Annotated in this window: 14 protein-coding genes and 1 pseudogene; 9 read left to right on the plus strand and 6 right to left on the minus strand. The window is 72.2% G+C overall.

Translation table 11 applies throughout. The features are described 5' to 3' along the window. The 5 genes and pseudogenes from ACZ7HT_RS34045 to ACZ7HT_RS34065 all read left to right on the plus strand — a co-directional run. Nucleotides 1–81 (plus strand): annotated as a pseudogene (locus tag ACZ7HT_RS34045) (glyoxalase); the annotation flags it as partial. Between the two features lie 61 nt (nucleotides 82–142). Beyond that, the gene (locus tag ACZ7HT_RS34050; protein ID WP_471173192.1) at nucleotides 143–607 is read left to right on the plus strand and encodes a YdeI/OmpD-associated family protein; all 465 of its coding nucleotides are present in this window, start codon (nucleotides 143–145) and stop codon (nucleotides 605–607) included. A gap of 459 nt (nucleotides 608–1,066) precedes the next feature. Beyond that, nucleotides 1,067–3,136, plus strand: coding sequence for a SpoIIE family protein phosphatase (locus ACZ7HT_RS34055; protein WP_471173194.1), 2,070 nt, complete (start codon nucleotides 1,067–1,069; stop codon nucleotides 3,134–3,136). Between the two features lie 361 nt (nucleotides 3,137–3,497). Next, a complete protein-coding gene (locus ACZ7HT_RS34060; RefSeq protein WP_471173195.1) occupies nucleotides 3,498–4,127 on the plus strand; it encodes a CBS domain-containing protein in 630 nt (209 codons plus the stop codon). A 51-nt stretch (nucleotides 4,128–4,178) separates the two neighbouring features. Next, nucleotides 4,179–4,865 (plus strand): response regulator, encoded by a 687-nt coding sequence (locus ACZ7HT_RS34065; protein WP_471173197.1) that lies wholly within the window; start codon nucleotides 4,179–4,181, stop codon nucleotides 4,863–4,865. Between the two features lie 65 nt (nucleotides 4,866–4,930). Here the strand turns inward: ACZ7HT_RS34065 and ACZ7HT_RS34070 are convergent, their stop codons facing one another. The 4 genes from ACZ7HT_RS34070 to ACZ7HT_RS34085 all read right to left on the minus strand — a co-directional run bounded on the left by ACZ7HT_RS34070 (nucleotide 4,931) and on the right by ACZ7HT_RS34085 (nucleotide 9,725). Then, complete coding sequence (locus ACZ7HT_RS34070) at nucleotides 4,931–5,101, minus strand: hypothetical protein (protein ID WP_471173199.1); 171 nt, start codon at nucleotides 5,099–5,101, stop codon at nucleotides 4,931–4,933. Nucleotides 5,102–5,309: 208 nt separating this feature from the next. Further along, a complete protein-coding gene (locus tag ACZ7HT_RS34075) occupies nucleotides 5,310–7,964 on the minus strand; it encodes a cation-translocating P-type ATPase (protein ID WP_471173200.1) in 2,655 nt (884 codons plus the stop codon). 7 nt (nucleotides 7,965–7,971) lie between these two features. After that, nucleotides 7,972–8,832 (minus strand): universal stress protein, encoded by an 861-nt coding sequence (locus ACZ7HT_RS34080; protein WP_471173202.1) that lies wholly within the window; start codon nucleotides 8,830–8,832, stop codon nucleotides 7,972–7,974. After that, the gene (locus ACZ7HT_RS34085; RefSeq protein ID WP_471173203.1) at nucleotides 8,832–9,725 is read right to left on the minus strand and encodes a universal stress protein; all 894 of its coding nucleotides are present in this window, start codon (nucleotides 9,723–9,725) and stop codon (nucleotides 8,832–8,834) included. Before ACZ7HT_RS34085 ends, ACZ7HT_RS34080 begins: the two co-directional genes overlap by 1 nt. Before the next feature lie 252 nt (nucleotides 9,726–9,977). On the opposite strand from ACZ7HT_RS34085, the gene ACZ7HT_RS34090 reads away from it, so the two are divergent. Both ACZ7HT_RS34090 and ACZ7HT_RS34095 read left to right on the plus strand, forming a co-directional pair. Further along, nucleotides 9,978–10,601 (plus strand): CBS domain-containing protein, encoded by a 624-nt coding sequence (locus ACZ7HT_RS34090; RefSeq protein WP_471173205.1) that lies wholly within the window; start codon nucleotides 9,978–9,980, stop codon nucleotides 10,599–10,601. Between the two features lie 34 nt (nucleotides 10,602–10,635). Next, nucleotides 10,636–11,628, plus strand: a complete 993-nt coding sequence (locus ACZ7HT_RS34095; protein WP_471173206.1) for an Acg family FMN-binding oxidoreductase — start codon at nucleotides 10,636–10,638, stop codon at nucleotides 11,626–11,628. Nucleotides 11,629–11,650: 22 nt separating this feature from the next. On the opposite strand, the gene ACZ7HT_RS34100 is transcribed toward ACZ7HT_RS34095, so the two are convergent. Together ACZ7HT_RS34100 and ACZ7HT_RS34105 are read right to left on the minus strand one after the other, a co-directional pair. Next, on the minus strand, nucleotides 11,651–14,041 hold the full coding sequence (locus tag ACZ7HT_RS34100; protein ID WP_471173208.1) for a glycoside hydrolase family 65 protein: 2,391 nt from the start codon (nucleotides 14,039–14,041) through the stop codon (nucleotides 11,651–11,653). Further along, on the minus strand, nucleotides 14,038–14,769 hold the full coding sequence (locus ACZ7HT_RS34105) for an HAD family hydrolase (protein WP_471173210.1): 732 nt from the start codon (nucleotides 14,767–14,769) through the stop codon (nucleotides 14,038–14,040). The genes ACZ7HT_RS34100 and ACZ7HT_RS34105 overlap by 4 nt, the downstream gene beginning before the upstream one ends. Nucleotides 14,770–14,948: 179 nt before the next feature. Between ACZ7HT_RS34105 and ACZ7HT_RS34110 the strand changes: the two genes are divergently transcribed. Both ACZ7HT_RS34110 and ACZ7HT_RS34115 read left to right on the plus strand, forming a co-directional pair. Further along, nucleotides 14,949–16,376, plus strand: coding sequence for an MBL fold metallo-hydrolase RNA specificity domain-containing protein (locus ACZ7HT_RS34110; protein WP_471173211.1), 1,428 nt, complete (start codon nucleotides 14,949–14,951; stop codon nucleotides 16,374–16,376). A 92-nt stretch (nucleotides 16,377–16,468) separates the two neighbouring features. Next, a complete protein-coding gene (locus ACZ7HT_RS34115; RefSeq protein WP_471173213.1) occupies nucleotides 16,469–16,939 on the plus strand; it encodes a Crp/Fnr family transcriptional regulator in 471 nt (156 codons plus the stop codon). The last annotated feature ends 15 nt before the right edge of the window (nucleotides 16,940–16,954 follow it).

Consider the following 16,954-nt stretch of genomic DNA (forward strand, 5'->3'; position numbering starts at 1 on the left):
GGCTCGCACCGCATCGTCCTCGGCAGCACCACCGACACCTTCACCGACCCGGACGGCTTCACCTGGGAAGCCGCAGCGTAGCCCGCCCCCGCGCCGGGGTGACGTCGGGGCAACAGTCCCGGACGGCGAGGCGCGTGCCGTCGTGAACCAGCAGGACGAACAGGGGAAGATCATGAAATTTCGGTCCTACGTCGAGCCGCCCGAGCCCATGCGGGGGCTGGAAGTTCCGTCCGAGGTGGTGGCGGCGCTCGGCGGGGGCGCGCGGCCGCCGGTGACGATCACGGTCAACGGGCATGCGTGGAAGAGCCGGGTCGCCCTCCTGCGCGGCCGCCATCTGCTCGGCCTCAGCCATGCCAACCGGATGGCCGCGGGTGTGGCGATCGGCGACGAGGTCGAGGTCGAACTGGCCCTCGATACCGAGCCGCGCGTCGTCGTCGAACCTGCGGACTTCACCCAGGCTCTGGACGACGACCCGGTCGCCCGCGCCGCCTACGACGACCTTGCCCACAGCCGCAAGCGCGAGCACGTGCGCGCCATCGAGAGCGCGAAGAAGCCCGAGACGCGCCGACGGCGTATCGAGAAGGCCATCGCCACCCTGCGGGGCTGACCCCCGGGAGCAAGCCTCCGGGGGCCATGCCATCGCCGTGCGGAGGCATCGCCCTGCCCAACTCCCCCCTCCCGAAGGATCAAAGATGTCGAAACGCCTCATGACCGCTCTGTACTGGTTCCTGGCCTTCGAGTTCGCGCTGGGCGCCGTGACACCGAGCGCCTCGTGAATGTCCGGATCACTCGTTGGAGAAGTCTGTAGGCCCGTTGCGTTCTCTTTTGCCGCACCTGGCAGGCCTGTTCGTGGCGTCGGGCTGTATGGCAGGGCTTCGGCGAGGTAGAAGGGCGTCCCGTTCGTGTCGGTTCGTCGACAGGCAGCCGTTCCGGGAACGAGCCAGGCGTCGCTTTCCGAGATCACCGAGTTCTCCACGCGCGGCGGGCAGCGGGCAGCGCAAAGGTGGTGGAGCACGCTCATACTGAAGGTGACGACGCGATCCGGACGTGACAGCGAAGTGCGGCGATGGAGCGGGTTCCCTTCGACGAAGTGACCAGCGGCGCCGCCCGTGACGCGGGCGGCTGGCTGGGTGCCCTGCCCGTGGCCGTCGTCGTCACGGGCGCCGACGGAAGGATCGTGGGCTGGGACGAAACGGCCCGCGACCTGCTCGGTCACCGCTCCCGCGAGGTTCTGGGCCGCCACATCGTCGACCTGCTGCACCCGGACGCCGACCATGGTCTGGGCCGGTCCCTGTGGGACCGGGCGGTCGCCGGCCGTGGCGCTACGGGCACGGTGACCGCATGGCACCGGGACGGTCATCCGGTGGAACTGGAGATCTGGGCGGTGCCTGCGTCTCCCCGCCAAGGCGGTGATGCCACGGTCCTGGTGTTCGCCGCCGACGCTCACGATGCCCGCCGCGTCCGCGGCTCCTCCGCCGTATGGGACGGACTGTTCGACCGGTCGCCTGTGGGCATCGCCGTATTGGACACCGAGCTGCGGTTCTTGCGTGTCAATCCCGCTCTGGAGGCCATGAACGGCCTGCCGGAGGCTGCCCACGTCGGGTGCCGCCTGATCGAGTTGCTGCCCGGAGTGAACGCGGCCGAGATGGAGTCCGCCATGTGCACGGTCCTGACCACTGGACGGCCCGTTCTGGACTTCCGCCGAACCGGGCGCACCCCTGCCGACCCCGACCACGATCGGGTCTGGTCGTGCTCGTACGTGCGGCTGGAGGATGCCAAGGGCGGCCCGATCGGTCTGTGCGCGACCCTGATCGACATCACCGACCAGCAGCGGGTGCACCTAGAGGCCGACGTCGTACGCCGTCGCCTCGCCCTGATCAACGAGGCGAGCGTCAAGATCGGCACCACCCTGGACCTGGAGCGCACCGCTCAGGAGCTTGCCGATGTCGCAGTCCCCGACCTCGCCGACATCGTCACCGTCGACGTCCTGGACGCCCTCTCCACCGGAGACCACCTGGGCTCCGGCCTGGTCGGCGGGGCCAAGCTGCGTCGCCTCGGCAAGGCCCCGCCGAGCGGCTCGCCGGTCGCCGACATCCTCGCCCCGCTCGGTCGCACCCTGACCTTCCCGACCCTGGCTCCCTACACCCAGGCCCTCGTCGCCCGCCGCCCGTACCTCATAGCCCGTCTCGACGAGAAGATCATCGCCCCGGCGGCCCGCCACTCCAGCGCGCCCGCCCTACTCCTCCGGCATGGCGTGCACTCCTTCCTGATGGTGCCGCTCCTCGCCCGCGGGGTTGTTCTCGGCGCGGCCTCCTTTTTCCGTGGCAGGACCCGAAATCCGTTCAGCGAAGAGGACGTCACGCTCGCGGGCGAACTCGCCGCCCGCGCCGCGGTGTGTGTGGACAACGCCCGCCTCTACCACCGCGAACACGACACCGCCCTCATCCTGCAGCGCAGCATGCTGCCCCAGCACATCACCCCGCCCGCCGGCATCGAGGTCGCCCACCGCTACCTGCCCGCCGGCGACGCGAACGAAGTCGGCGGAGACTGGTACGACGTCATCCCTCTCAGCGACGGCAAGACCGCGCTGGTCATCGGCGACGTCATGGGTCATGGCACCCAGGCCGCCGCCGTCATGGGACGGCTCTCCGCCAGTGTCCGGGCACTCTCCCGGCTCGACCTCGAACCACAACGACTGCTGCTCCAGCTGGAGGCGACCCTCGAAGATCTTGCGGAGCCGATGCTCGCCACGTTCCTCTACGCCGTCGTCGACCCGCGCACCCGACGGTGCCGCATCACCCGCGCCGGCCATCTGCCCCCGGCCACCGTCTCGCCGGACGGCGTGGTCCGGCTCGTCGATGTGCCTCCCGGCACCCCGCTGGGCGTCGGCAGCACCCACTTCAGAACCGCGGACATCTCGCTCCCTCCCGGCAGCACCCTCGTGCTGTACACCGACGGCCTCGTCGAAGCCGGCGGCGCCGACATCGACGACCGCCTCGCAGAACTCACCCGCCTCCTCGCCCAGCCGGCCCCCTCCCTCGAAGACCTGTGCGACAACCTGCTGACCCACCTCGTCCCCGCATCGGCGGACGACGACATCGCGCTCCTCGCCGCACGCCTCACCAGCACCGGCTGAGGTGTCTGAGAGGCATTCGTCGCGCTTCGACATGAGCCTCCCCACCTCCCGCCCGGCCCAAGCGACGGCATCGCCCTCGCGTCTTCGCTCACTTCGAACCGTGCGCATGGCGCCTCTCTTGAGGGCGCACGGAGGGCCCATCCGGCCCTCCCTCAGTGCGTCGCACGAGCGGAAACTGAGAAGGGAATCCGGTGGGAGTATCGAGGAGGTCCCCGATGAGTCCTCTGCCGCGGATCCCCGTGACTCCCTCTCCGCCGACCACCGCGACCATCAACGACCCGTCTCCGCCCGGATGCGGCTGCTGGACCCGTACGCACCGCACCGCGGCAGCCTCTGGACCCGCGTCCCCCGGGAGAACATCATGTCCGCCTCGCACCACACCGTCAGTGACGTCATGACCCACACCGCCATCGCGATCGGCCGTGACGCGCCCTACAAGGAGATCGTCGCGCTCATGGACGAGTGGAAGGTGAGTGCCATCCCGGTCCTGGAAGGGGAGGGACGGGTCGTCGGGGTCGTCTCGGAGGCGGATCTGCTGCCGAAGGAGGAGTTTCGGGGCGTGGAACCGCGGCCGGAGGAGGCCGCCGAGGCGGGGGCGGTACGAGCCGCGGAACTCATGTCGAGTCCAGCCGTCACCGTGCGCGCCGACGCGACGCTCGCCGAGGCGGCGCGGATCATGGCCAGGCGGAAGGTGAAGCGGCTGCCCGTGGTGAACGACATCGGCATGCTGGAAGGGGTCGTCAGCCGGAGCGACCTGCTCAAGGTGTTCCTCCGCGCTGATGACGAGATCGCGGCTGAGATCCGCCACTCGGTTCTCGGCGAGTCCGCCGTCCCCGCAGGGCTGGACGTCACCGTGGAGGAAGGCGTGGCCACCCTGCATGGCCCGCTCTCCGATCGGACGCTGGTTCCGCTGCTCGCCCGCGCCGTGGGAGCGGTGGACGGTGTCGTGGACGTCAGGATGGAGCTCAGTGCCCGTGAAGGGGCTTCTTGACGGACAATCCTCATGGGGGGCGGGTAGGTGCCACCGACCACAGGGGTCTCCATGTCCGATCTGCCGGCAGCCGACGCGCCCACCAGGGTGTTCCTCGTGGACGACCACGAGGTCGTCCGACGTGGTCTTCGTGACCTGCTCGACGACGAGCCCGACCTGGAGGTGGTCGGGGAGGCGTCGACGGCGGCCCACGCGCTGGCCAGGGGGCCCGCGCTGCGGCCCGACGTGGCCGTCCTCGACGTCCGGCTGCCCGACGGCGACGGGATCTCCGTGTGCCGGGAGCTGCGCTCGCGGATGCCCGGCCTGGCCTGCCTGATGCTGACCTCGTTCGACGACGAGGACGCCCTCCTCGACGCGATCATGGCCGGCGCCGCGGGGTACGTCCTCAAGCAGATCAAGGGCGCGGACCTGGTGTCGGCGGTACGGACCGTGGCCACCGGTCAGTCGATGCTCGACCCGGCGACCACCGCCCGGCTCATGCGCTCGCTGCGGGACCCGGAGGCGTCCAAGCCGGCGGAGGACGAGCGCCTCGCGGCGCTCTCCGAACGGGAGCGTTCCGTGCTGGAGCTGATCGGCAAAGGTCTCACGAACCGCCAGATCGCCAAGCAGCTGTATCTCTCGGAGAAGACCGTCAAGAACCACATCTCGCGGCTACTCGGCAAGCTCGGTGTGGAGCGCCGGGTACAGGCGGCCGTGATCGCGGCGCAGGTCCACGAGCACGGCACCGACGAGAAGTAGGCCGGTCATTCCGGCCGCCGACCAGCAGACCGGTCATTCCGGCCGGCGAGCGGCAGGCCGGTCTCTCAGGCCTGTTCGAGCGGCAGGGGGATGCGCCATTCGAGGAGCGTGCCGCCCGCCGATTCCGACCGGCGGCGGACGGACAGATCACCGCCGAGGCGTTCGGCCCGTTCGGTGAGGTTGCGCAGTCCGCTGAGGAGCCCTCCGCGGCGGAAGCCCACCCCGTCGTCGCTCACCGACACCGCGAGGGAGCAGGCCCTCCATGCGCACGGCGGGCGCGAACCCGAGCACCGCGGCGGCCTGGTCCACGGCTTCGACGATGTGCGACCGTGACGGCCACCGCCGACCCGAAGCCCTGCCACCGCTCGCGCTGGACCGTGAGGCGTGGCAGCCGTGTGTCGGCGGAGTCGGCATCCTCCCGGCCCATCGATACCTCCGGTCGCGTCAGGCGCGCGGACCACAACTGACGCGCCCTCTCTCACCGTAGCCCCGGTGCTCCGCCCCTTCCTGGCGGGCCGGGGTCCGGAATGCGGTCCGGACGAGTCGGGCGGCGGCGAATCCCACAGGCGCACACGCGGCAGCGAGGCCGATGCCCGCCCATCCGAGCGGTTCGGTCTCCAGGACCGAGCGCAGGAAGGGCACGTACAGTGCCGCGGCCGCCAGCAGGGCGGAGGCGAGGACCGACAGCGGGAGGAAGGGGTTGCTCCGGGTCAGCAGGCGGGCTCGCAGGCCCAGGGCGACGCCGAGCTGCGCGGCGAGCAGGGCGAGGAAGAGGACGCTCTGCCAGGCGAGGTCCAGCGCGCGGGCGGCGAGGCCCGCGCCGAGGGCGGCGGCCGTGACGACGGCGGCGAGGAGGAGCAGCCGCTGCCAGGCGCCTCCCCCGAGGATGTGCTGGTCAGGCGGGCGCGGAGGGCGAAGCATGACGCCGGGCGATGCCGGCTCGGCGCCCATGGCGACTCCCGTGAGGCCATGGGTGAGGAGGTTGATCCATAGGATCTGGCCCGCCCTCAGGGGCAGGGGCAGGCCGAGGAGCGGGCCGGTCAGCATGATCAGGATCTCCGCGGCGCCGCCGGCCATCCCGTAGACGAGGAAGCGGCGGATGTTGTCGTAGACGCGCCGCCCTTCCTCGACCGCCGCGACGACCGTCGAGAGCTCGTCGTCCGTGAGCACGAGGTCCGCCGCCTGTCGTGCGACCTCCGTGCCGCGCGCGCCCATGGCGACGCCGATGTCGGCCCGGTGCAGCGCGGGGCCGTCGTTGACCCCGTCGCCGGTCATGGCGGTGACCGCTCCCCTGGCTCTCCAGGCCTCGACGATGTCCAGTTTCTGCTGGGGGTCCGTGCGGGCGAAGACCCGGACCGAGGTGAGATCGGCGATCCGGCCCGCGGCCACGTCCGCCCCCGTGACGGCCCGGCCGCCCGTCTCCTCGTCGTCGGTCAGGAGCGCGACACGGGAGGCCACTGCCCGTGCGGTGGCGGGGTGGTCGCCGGTGATGAGGACGGGGGTGATGCCGGCGGCCCGGCAGGCGGCGAGGGTCGTGGCGGCGTGCGGCTTGGGCGGGTCGCTCAGCGCGACGAGACCGCGGAGCGTGAGGCCCGACTCCGCGGCCGCGACCGGGCTCGGCACGTCGTCCCGCAGGCCCGACGCGACGGCGAGCACGCGGTATCCGCGGGCGGCGAGGCGCGCGGCCTCCTGACGCGCCTCCGCCAGGAGGCCCGGGGCGTCGAGGAGTACGGCCGGGTCGAGTACGGCTTCGGGAGCCCCCTTGAGGCAGACGAGCAGTTTCCCGTCCCGCACGGCGTGCACGGTCGTCATGCGTTTGCGGAGGCTGTCGAAGGGCGCCTCCCCGATCCGGGGGTACGTCGCCGACAGCACACCTTGGTCCGGGCAGCCCGCCTTCGCCGCGGCCGCGAGCAGGGCGGCCTCCATGGGGTCGCCGAGAGCGGTCCAACGAGCGTCGGGCGTCGTGGAGTCCGGTGAGCGCAGGGCGGCGTCGTTGCACAGGGCGGTCGCGGTCAGCAGTTCTGCCAGGGGCTGCAGCTCGCGCTTGTCCGCCGGTCGGCCTTCGACCGTGATCTCGCCCTCGGGTTCGTATCCCATGCCGGTGAGTTCCGCGCGTAGGCGCGGCGTCCAGACGTGCTGGACCACCATGCGGCCTTCCGTCAGGGTGCCGGTCTTGTCGGTGGCGAGGACGGACACCGAGCCGAGCGTCTCCACGGCGGGCAGTCGCCGCACCAGGGCATGCCGGGCGACCATGCGGCGGGCGCCCAGCGCCAGGGCCAGCGTGACGACGGCGGGGAGTGATTCGGGGACCGCGGCCACGGCCAGGCTGATGGCCGTGACGGCCATCGTGCCGAGGGGGAGCCCGCGTACCAGGCCGAGGGCGAAGACCAGCGCGCACAGGGCGAGCGTCACGGCGGCCAGCACGCGGCCGAGGGCGGCGAGTCGGCGCTGCAGCGGCGTCGGCTCGCGCCGGTCGTCGAGGAGGGCGGCGATCCGGCCGAGGGCGCTGGAGGCGCCGGTCGCCGTGACGGCGGCCACGCCTCGCCCACGGACGACGACGGTGCCCGCACTCAGCGTGGCTCCCACCTCCCTGTCCACGGGCACCGATTCCCCTGTGAGCATGGACTCGTCCACGAGGAGGGCGGACGCCTCGGCGAGCTCGGCGTCAGCGGCGACTATGTCACCCTCGCCGAGGATGAGGACGTCTCCCGGGACGACCGCCGACGCCGAGACGTCGCGCACGGCGCCGTCGCGCCGCACGCGCGCGTGCGGGGCGCTCAGGGCCGAGAGGGCGGCGACGGCGGTCTCGGCCCGGATCTCCTGTGCCACGCCGACGGTCGTGTTCACCACGACGACCAGCGCGATGACGATCGCGTCGGCATGGTCACCGATCGCCAGGGTCAGGGCGACGGCTCCGAGGAGCACCATGATCAGCGGGTCACGGAGTTGAGCGAGGACGCGCGCGTGGAGCCGTACGGGCTTTCTCGCGGCCACCTCGTTGGGGCCCGTGTGGGCAAGTCGCCGGGCGGCCTCCGCCTCGGTGAGTCCGGCCACCTCCCTGACCGACGAGGGTGCCTGGTCCGCCGCTGAGGTCCTCATGGCGGGCTCACCCGGCGGGCACGGTGATCACCGGGCAGTGGGCACGGTGCAGCAGCCCGTGGACGACGGACCCGACGCGCATCCCCGTGTACCCGCCTCGGCCCCGGCGGCCGACGACCACGGCCAGGGCGTGCTCGGCGGCCCCCGCCAGCATCTCGACGGGCGAGCCGATCAGCACCTCGTGGGTGAGGCGGACGTCGGGGTACTCCTGTGCGTACCCGGCGGTGGTCTCCGAGAGGAGTCGGCGCTCCGTGTGGAACAGCGTGTCACCCGTGTGCACGGAGAAGACGGGCGGCTGCCAGACGGCGATGGCCCGCAGCGCGCTGTGCAGGAGGTCCGCTTCCTCGAAGGCCAGGGCCAGCGCGGTCCGCGAGGACTCGCTGCCGTCGAGGCCGACCACGAGGTACGGCTGGTCCTGAGTGCTGTGCTCCGCGTCTCCCACCACGACCACGGGGCAGGCCGCTCGTGCCGTGACCGGAACCACCAAGGAGCCGGCGCTCAGGAACTCCTCGGTCCGGCTGAGGTGCCGGGAGCCGAGCACCACCATGGCGGCCTCCCGAGACAGTCCGGCGAGCACCCCGGTCGGGACGCCGTCGATCACCGCGCTGGTGGCCCGTACGTCCGGCTGCCGGGCGTGCGCCCAGGCGACGGCGGCGCGCAAGGACTCGGTGCCGGCGCGCAGCTGAGCCGCGTGCCGAGGGGTGTCGTCGCGCCGGTGCGTGTCGTGCCGCGGTGGCGCGGCCACGACGAGGCGGAGTGCGAGACCGCGCCGCTGGGCCTCGTCGGCCGCCCAGGCCAGCGCGAGGTGCCAGCTCTTGACCGGGTCGATGCCCACGACGATGTCGTGTCGTTCGTTGATGCTGGTCATCATGTGCTCCCGTGTCCGGCGCCGTGCCGTGGGATGAGCTCCACCGGGCAGTGGGCGTGTTGCAGCAGGCTCAGCGTGGTTCGCCCGAGGGTCGGTCCGAGGTATCCGGGTGACCGCCGGCCGCCGACGACGAGAAGGCCGGCGTGGTGTGACGCGTCGACGAGAGCTCCGGGCACACTGCGGCTCCTCTCGCCGTCGGCGTGCAGGGTCAGCTCCGGGAACTCCTCCCGGACACGGTCGGCGAGCTCCGACACCGGGAGCAGATGGTCGCGGGCGTTCCGCTCCGCGCCGTTGCGAAGCACCACCCGCGCCCCGGCGCCCGGCCCCGCGCTCCGGACGTGCAGAAGCCGGAGGGGCACCTTGCGCAGCAGGGCCTCGCGGGCCGCCGCCCGGGCACAGCCCAGGTCGTTGTCGTCCCGTACCGCCGCGAGGACGGCGTCGGACACGGCGGGCTCGACTGCGCCGCGTACCACGACCACCGGCGTGGTGGCCGCCGCCACGGTCTCGAGACCGACCGAGCCGAGCAGAAGGGAGGAGAACCCGCCGAGGCCCCGGTGACCGACGACGATCGTGCCGCTCAGGGCGGCCGCACTCCGCAGACTTCCGGAGGGTGGGCCGTCGCTGAGTTCCTTGACGACGGTCAGCCCGGGGTGGAGCACGGTGACGGCCTCGGCGGTCTGGTCGAGCAGTGTCCGGCCGGCCCGTCGGCTGCGGTCGGTCTCGGCCGGGGAGAGGAACAGTGCGTCGCTGTCCGTGGCGTGGACCAGGCAGAGGCCGGTCCCCCGCAGCGTCGCCTCCTGTGCCGCCCAGGTCACCGCCGTCCGTGCGGACGGCGATCCGTCCACACCGACGACGACCCTGCCGAGGCCGGGACGGCCTGTGGTCGCTTCCATGCTCCCTCCTCACCTGCTCCGAGGGGACTGCTCCCACCCTCGCATCCGAGTCGGCGGGCCCCGAGGGCCGCTGGGGGCAAGGACGGGGCCCAAAGGTCCCACCACGCCCCCGGGGCCCGGCACGCGTGGGGTTCGAGTCCGTTCGGGCCCCCACCCTGGACCGTTCGGCCCTCGCAGACCCTCCACGGTCCGACGACTGTGGTGACACGGAGCAGCGCACCGGAACGGCACGCTCGTAGAGGAGGCGCGGCCATGAAGCGCATGAAGGTCGGCGACCTGATGACCGACAACGTGGTCTCGGCCGTCCCCGCCACCTCGTTCAAGGACGTGGCGAAGCTGCTCGCCGAGCACGACATCAGCGGAGTCCCCGTCCTGGACGAGGACGACCGTGTGCTCGGCGTCGTCTCCGAGAGCGACCTCCTCGCCCGCCGCGAGCCGGCCGTACGGGAGCTGATGACCGAGCCGGCGGTCACGGTGCACGCCGAGCAGTCGGTTGCGGACGCGGCCCGTCTGATGGTGCGCCGCGGAGTGGAGCGCCTTCCCGTCGTCGACGAGGAGGAGCGACTGGTGGGCATCGTGACCCGCCGTGATCTGCTCTGCGTCTTCCTCCGTCCGGACGCGGAGATACGGCACCGCATCCGTGAGGACGTCCTCAGCGCCGGCATGGGCCTGGCCGACCATGCGGTGGACGTACACGTCCTGGACGGCGTGGTGACGCTTGAGGGCGGCCTCCAGCGGAGCAGTCAGGCCCGGACGATCGTCGAGCTGAGTGAGCGGGTCGACGGCGTCGTCGCCGTCGTGGACCGGCTGACCACCATGGAGGACGACACCCGCCTCACCTCCCCGACCGACACTGCGCACGACCTCACCCGGTGACCGCACCAACAGGTGAAGTCAGGACGGAAGAACCGTGTCCCCCACCGCGCTGACCCGCACGCTCGTGTCCTCACTGGTCGAGGACGCCGTCACCGCACCGTCGATGCACAACGCACAGCCGTGGCGGTTCGTGCACCGGACGGATGCCGGCACCGTCGAGCTGTACGGCGACCCCGCTCGCGGAATGCCGCGCGAGGACCCCGACCGCCGCGGCCTCCATCTCGGCTGCGGCGCCGCCCTCTTCGGCCTGCGGGTCGCCGCCGCCCACCGTGGCCGGCACGCCGTGGTCCGTTTGCTGCCCGATCCCGAGGATCCCTGGCATCTCGCCGACGTCCGCCTGCCTGGAGCCGCCCTTGAACACGATGGCGAACTGGCCGCGCTCCGGCCCGCCCTGCGTGAGCGCCACACCAGCCGCTTCCCGTTCACCGAGGAGCGGATCCCCGCCGAAATCCTCGACGGACTCCGTTCCGCGGCGTTCCTGGAGGGGTGCCGGCTGACAGTGCCGGGCGCCTGGCACGCCGACACCGTGCTGGACCTCGTCCATGACTCCGAGCGGTTCGAGTCCGCGGACGCGGCGGTGCGCGAAGAGATCGCCGCCTGGATCCGCACCGGGGCGGCCGACGAGGGTGCCGAGACCGAGGGCATCCCCGAGTACGCCCTCGGACCGCGGCAGTACGACGTGACCTCCCCGGTCCGGGACTTCGACTCCCACCGCCTTGTTCCGGGTCGAGTCTCCGCACGCTTCGAGAAGAGCCCCCAGATCGCGCTGCTCGGCACGGTCGAGGACAATCCGGCGGAGTGGCTGAAGGCCGGCCAGGCGATGCAACGGGTGCTGCTCAGGGCCACCCTGGACGGGCTGTCCACCTCCCTCATGTCCCAGCCGCTCGAATGGCCCGAACTCCGCTCCGTCGCCAGGGACCCCGGGTCCACCACGGGCTACGTCCACATGGTGATCCGACTGGGGTACGGACCGCGAGGCCGGTCCACGCCCCGGCGGCCGGTCGGTCAAGTGCTCGCCTTCACGTGAGCCACCGCCCGCGGCCCTTGACTCACAGCCGGAACCAGCGCTCCTCCCCCGGTGCGACGGCGAACCGCCGTTCACCGGGCAGCACGACGGTCAGCGGACCCTGCGGGGAAACGGGGACCCGTACGGCCAGCCGCCCTGGCAGCACCCGCACGCGGACGCCACGATGGCCCTGGAAGCAGAGCGTGAAGGCGAACCGGGGGATCTCCGCCAGCGGCATCGGCGCCACCCGAAGCCCGTCCGGACCGGCCTCCAGGCCGGTGATCCCACGCTCGACGAAGTCGATCGTGCCCGCCATCGCCCCGAGGTGGATGCCTTCGCCGGTCGTCCCGCCCTGGACGTCGGCCACGTCGCCGAGCAGCGCTTCCTCGCAGTACTGCCAGGCGTCGGCGCCCTTCTGCCGGGCCAGCACCCAGCCGTGGACGAGGCTGCTGAGCGTCGAGCCGTGGCTGGTGCGCCGCAGGTGGTACGCGACCGTCGCCTGCCACACCTCGTCGTCCAGCCGGTAACCGAGCCTGGCGAACAACCCGTAGAGCTCCTCCGCCCGGAAGAGGTAGCCGAGCATCAGAGTGTCGGCCTGCTTGGACGCCTGGTAGCGGTTGACCGTGTCGCCCTCGGCCTCCAGGATCCGGTCGAGCCTGCGGATGTCGCCGTACCGGGCCCGGTAGGCGTCCCAGTCGAGTTCCGCCAGGTCTCCGTATCCCTCGAACTGGCTCACCACACCCTGGTGGAAGGGCACGTACAGGCGGCGGGAGACGTCCTCCCAGCGGGCGAGTTCCTCGTCGTCGAGCGACAGCAGCTCCCGCAGCTCCGTCCGCCGGGCGTCGGGCAGATCAGTCAGCAGGTCGAGGCCGCGGGCAAGGACCCATGCCGCCGTCGCGTTGGTGTAGGCGTTGTCGTCGATGCCCGGGGTCGCGGCCCCCGGATAGGCGTCGTGGTACTCGTCCGGTCCCACGACCCCGGGGATGCGGTAGCGGCCGAGCGCGGGGTCGAACGTGGCGGCCCCGGACCAGTGGCGCGCGACTTCGAGGAGGATCTCCGCCCCGGCGGAGTGAAGGAATCCGCGGTCGCCGGTCGCCTGCGCGTACCGCCAGACGTTGTACGCGACGGCCGAGCCCACATGACGCTGAAGCCGTGAGTGGTCGGTCAGCCAGCGTCCTGAGCGCGGGTTGAGGTGCAGCTCCGGTGTCTCCTCCCGGCCCGAACTCGCGCTCTGCCACGGGTACATGGCGCCGACACCGCCCGCCCGGCGCGCCGCCGCGCGGGCGACCGGGAGTCGGCGGTGTCGGTAGAGAAGGAGAGATTTGGCCACCTCGGGAAAGTGGAGACCGAGGTACGGAAGGACGAACAACTCGTCCCAGAAGACGTGTCCCCGGTACGCCTCGCCGTGCAGGCCACGGGCGGGCACACCCGCGTCGAGTTCCGCCGTGTTCGGCGAGAGTGTCTGCAAGAGGTGGAAGAGGTGCAGTCGCAGGATGCGGCCCGCTTCTCCGGGCACGTGCAACTCGGCCTGCCCCCAAAGACGTTGCCAGGCCGCCTTGTGGAGGGAGAGAAGCAGCGGGAAGGTCGGAGCACGGGCGATGTCCTCACGTGCCGCGGCGAGGGGGTCGACAGCAGGTCGGTCCAGCGAGGTACGCAGCGCCAGCGTCTTCACGACCGTGGCGGAACCCCGGGGAGTCGCCGGGAGGCGGTACGTCTGGACCGTGGCGGTCCCCATCGCGGCCTCGTTGACGGGGCACAGGGGGTGGGTGACGGTGCGGACGGCCAGGGCGAGCCGGACGCCCGGATCGACCGTGCGGCAGCCGAGCCAGGCCACCCCGCCGGGGTCGAAGCCGGTCCGGTGGTCGGTGAGGTGACGGCCCTCGAGGTGGCGGTAGCGCGCGACGCCGGCGTTGGTGACGGCGCCGTCGAGGACGGACTCGACCTCGACGATCCCGTTCCAGCCGTAGGTCCGGAACAGGGTGTACTGCGCCGCGAGCCCGGGTTCTCCCATGTGCACGATCCGGGTGTGGGTGACGCGCAGTCCGTGTCCGTGGGCGTCCTGGAAGAACAGGCGCCGGGTGAGCACTCCCCCGCGCAGGTCGAGCTGCACGTCGTGGTGGCGCAGCTCCTCGGAGTCGGGCGTCAGCCAGTCGCCGGGCGGCCCCTCGTCGGGCAGGCAGCGGTAGCGCAGCAGCGTCCAGTGGGGCAGGTTGACGAGGTCTTCGTTCTCGACCCGTTCGCCCGCGACGACCGACGTGCGGCGGTCGTAGCAGCCGGCCAGGTAGGTTCCCGGGTAGTGCGTGGCGTCAGCGGTGCACTCGGGCGCCGAACCTCTGGTGGCGAAGCGACCGTTGCCGAGGGTGCAGAGGGCCTCGACCAGCCGCTCGCGTGCGGGGTCGTACCGGTCGTACGTCCAACTCCAGCCGGCGGTCACCGTCGCTCACCCCACACGCTCCGCACCAATGCCGTCAGGTCGGGGACCGTCAGATCGGCTCCCTGCGCCCGCAGCGAAGCCGCGGCGCGCCGGTCCGGAGTGCGGTCGAGGCCGACGACGAGGCCGAAGCCGCCTCGACGCGCCGCTCGGACCCCGGCCTCCGCGTCCTCGACGACGGCGGTGTCTGCCGGGGTGATGCCGAGGAGGCCGGCCGCGTGGAGGAAGATCGCCGGGTCCGGCTTGCCGGGAAGGCGGAGCCGGGCGGCGTCATCGCCGTCCACGATGAGCGCCAGGCGCCCGTCGAGACCGGATGCCGACAGCAGCGCCCTGGCGTGCCGGGAGGCCGACACGGCGGCGCACGGCACTCCTGCGGTGCGCCAGGCGTCGAGAGCCGGAGCGGCGTCCGCGTAGACGGGTACACCGTGGGCGTCGACCATGGCGGTGAAGATCTCTTCCTTGTGTGCGGCGACCGCCCAGACCGTGTCGCAACCAGGCGGATCGTCGGGGGCTCCGGGCCGGAGGCGAATGCCGCGGGAGGTCAGGAAGGCCTCGGCCCCGTCGTATCGGGACCTGCCGTCGACGAACCGGCGGTACTCGGCATCGGCATCGAAGAGCGGCTGCCGCTCTCCGTCGTGCGCCCGCGCGGAGAGGCAGGTGTCGAACGCGGTCTTCCAGGCGAGCGCGTGCAGCCGGGCGGAGTCCAGGAGCACACCGTCGGTGTCGAGCACGACACCGCTCGGCCTCGGAAAGCGTGGCGCCTGCCCGTTCACCGCGCCGCCTTCGGCGCCGGGCGGCCATCGGCCGCATGGGCCGATCGACCCCCTGCAAGGGCCTGTCGGACCCCTCCGGCCCATAGGGGCGGCGTGCGAGTCTGGAGACCGGCCCACACAGCGAAGGAGGGCTGACCATGTCCGAGGCAGCCCCGAACCCCGCTCCCACGACCCCGCGACCGGCTCTGCTCAGCTTCCTGGGCGGGGTGGGTACGGTCACCGGCAGCAAGTTCCTGGTCGAGAGCGACCATGCGCGGATCCTCCTCGACTGCGGTCTCTTCCAGGGTTTCGCGAACCTGCGGCGGCGCAACTGGGAGCGGTTCGCCCGTGACGCCGCCGACGTCGATGCCGTCGTCGTCACCCATGCGCACCTGGACCACTGCGGCTACCTGCCCCGTCTGGTCCGGCAGGGCTTCCGCGGGCCGATTCTGACGAGCGCCGCCACCGCCCGGCTGGCCGGGATCGTGCTGCGCGACAGCGCGCACCTCCAGATGGAGGCCGCCCGGCACGCGAACGAGCACGGCTGGTCCAAGCACCGTCCGGCCAAGCCGCTGTACGACGACTCCGACGTCGAGAAGACGCTGTCGTTCTTCGACCCGGTCCCGGTCGGCGCCGACGTGGAGATCACGGCCGGCATCAGGCTCAGGCTCCATCACGGCGGGCACATCCTCGGTTCGGCGTGGGCGCACCTGACCCTGGAGGACGGCCGCACCCTGGCCGCCTCCGGAGACCTGGGCCGGCCCGGTCATCCGCTGCTGCTGCCGCCGGAGCCGTTCTCGGGCGCCGACGTGCTGCTGATGGAGTCCACGTACGGCGACCGCCGTCACGACCAGGAGTCGGCGCGGTCGGAGTTCGCCGCCGTGATCGAGCGGACCCTCGCCCGGGACGGCACGGTCGTGATCCCCGCCTTCGCCATCGACCGGACCGAAGTCGTCCTGCACGAGCTGACCCGGCTGCGCGAGACGGGCGTCCTTCCCCCCTCGGTCCCCGTGTACGTGGACAGCCCCATGGCCCTGGCCGCGCTGGACGTGTACCGCGACGCCGTACGCGAGCGGTCCGCCGAGCTGCGGCCCGAGATCCTGGCCGAGGGCGAGGCCGCACTGAGTCCGGCGCCGTTCCTCGCCGCCCGCACGGTCCAGGAGTCCATCGACATCAACAGCACCCGCGGACCCGCCGTCATCGTCTCCTCGGCCGGCATGGCCACCGGCGGCCGCGTCCTGCACCACCTGCACCGGCTGCTGCCCGATCCGCGCAACGCCGTGGTCATCGTCGGCTTCGCCGCCGCCGGCACCCGCGCGCGGGACCTGGTGGACGGAGTGCGCACCCTGAAGATGTTCGGCGAGTACGTTCCCGTACGGGCCGAGGTCGCCGACGTCCCCCACTTCTCGGCCCACGCCGACGCGGAACAGATCATCGGCTGGCTGCGCGGCGCCCCTCCCCCGCACACCACCTACCTCGTCCACGGCGAACCGGCCGCGTCCGAAGCCCTGCGCGACCGCATCGACCACGAACTGGGCTGGACGGCCGTCGTACCCCGGTCCGGTGAGGCCGTCCTGGTCCGCTGACCGGGCCCTCCGGTCCCCCGGGTGTGCCCCGCGCGGCCCTCGCAGGGCGCGCCCGTAGCGCGGGACCCTGGGGGGAAGGGCTGGAGGACACCATGAGCACCACGAGGACGCTGCTGAACGAACTCGCCCCGGAGGCACGCGACCGGCTCCTGGAGCACTCCCGTCCAGTCCGCTTCCCCGTCGGCACACGCATCTTCCACGAGCGTCAGCACGCCGACCGCTTCTGGATCATCCAGACCGGCCGCGTCGAACTCGACACGCATGTCCCCGGCCGACAGAACGCCGTCGTGGACACGCTAGTGAGCGGAGCGCTCCTCGGCTGCTCCTGGATGGTGCCCCCGTACCACTGGCGCCTCGGCGCCACTGCGACGACCGACGTGATCGCCCTCGAGTTCGACGCGGAGGCCGTACGAGAGCTCTGCGTGCGGGACCCGTCCGTCGGTGAGGCCGTGTTCGCCCGCGTCGCCGCGACGATGGCGCGCCGACTCTTCTCGGCCCGCGACCGGCTGCTCGACGACATCAAGCCGCGCATCGGAACGGAACCGCTGGCCTACGCCCGGTGAAGCCGGCGCCCAGCG

It is taken from the genome of Streptomyces sp. NPDC037410, assembly GCF_055602235.1.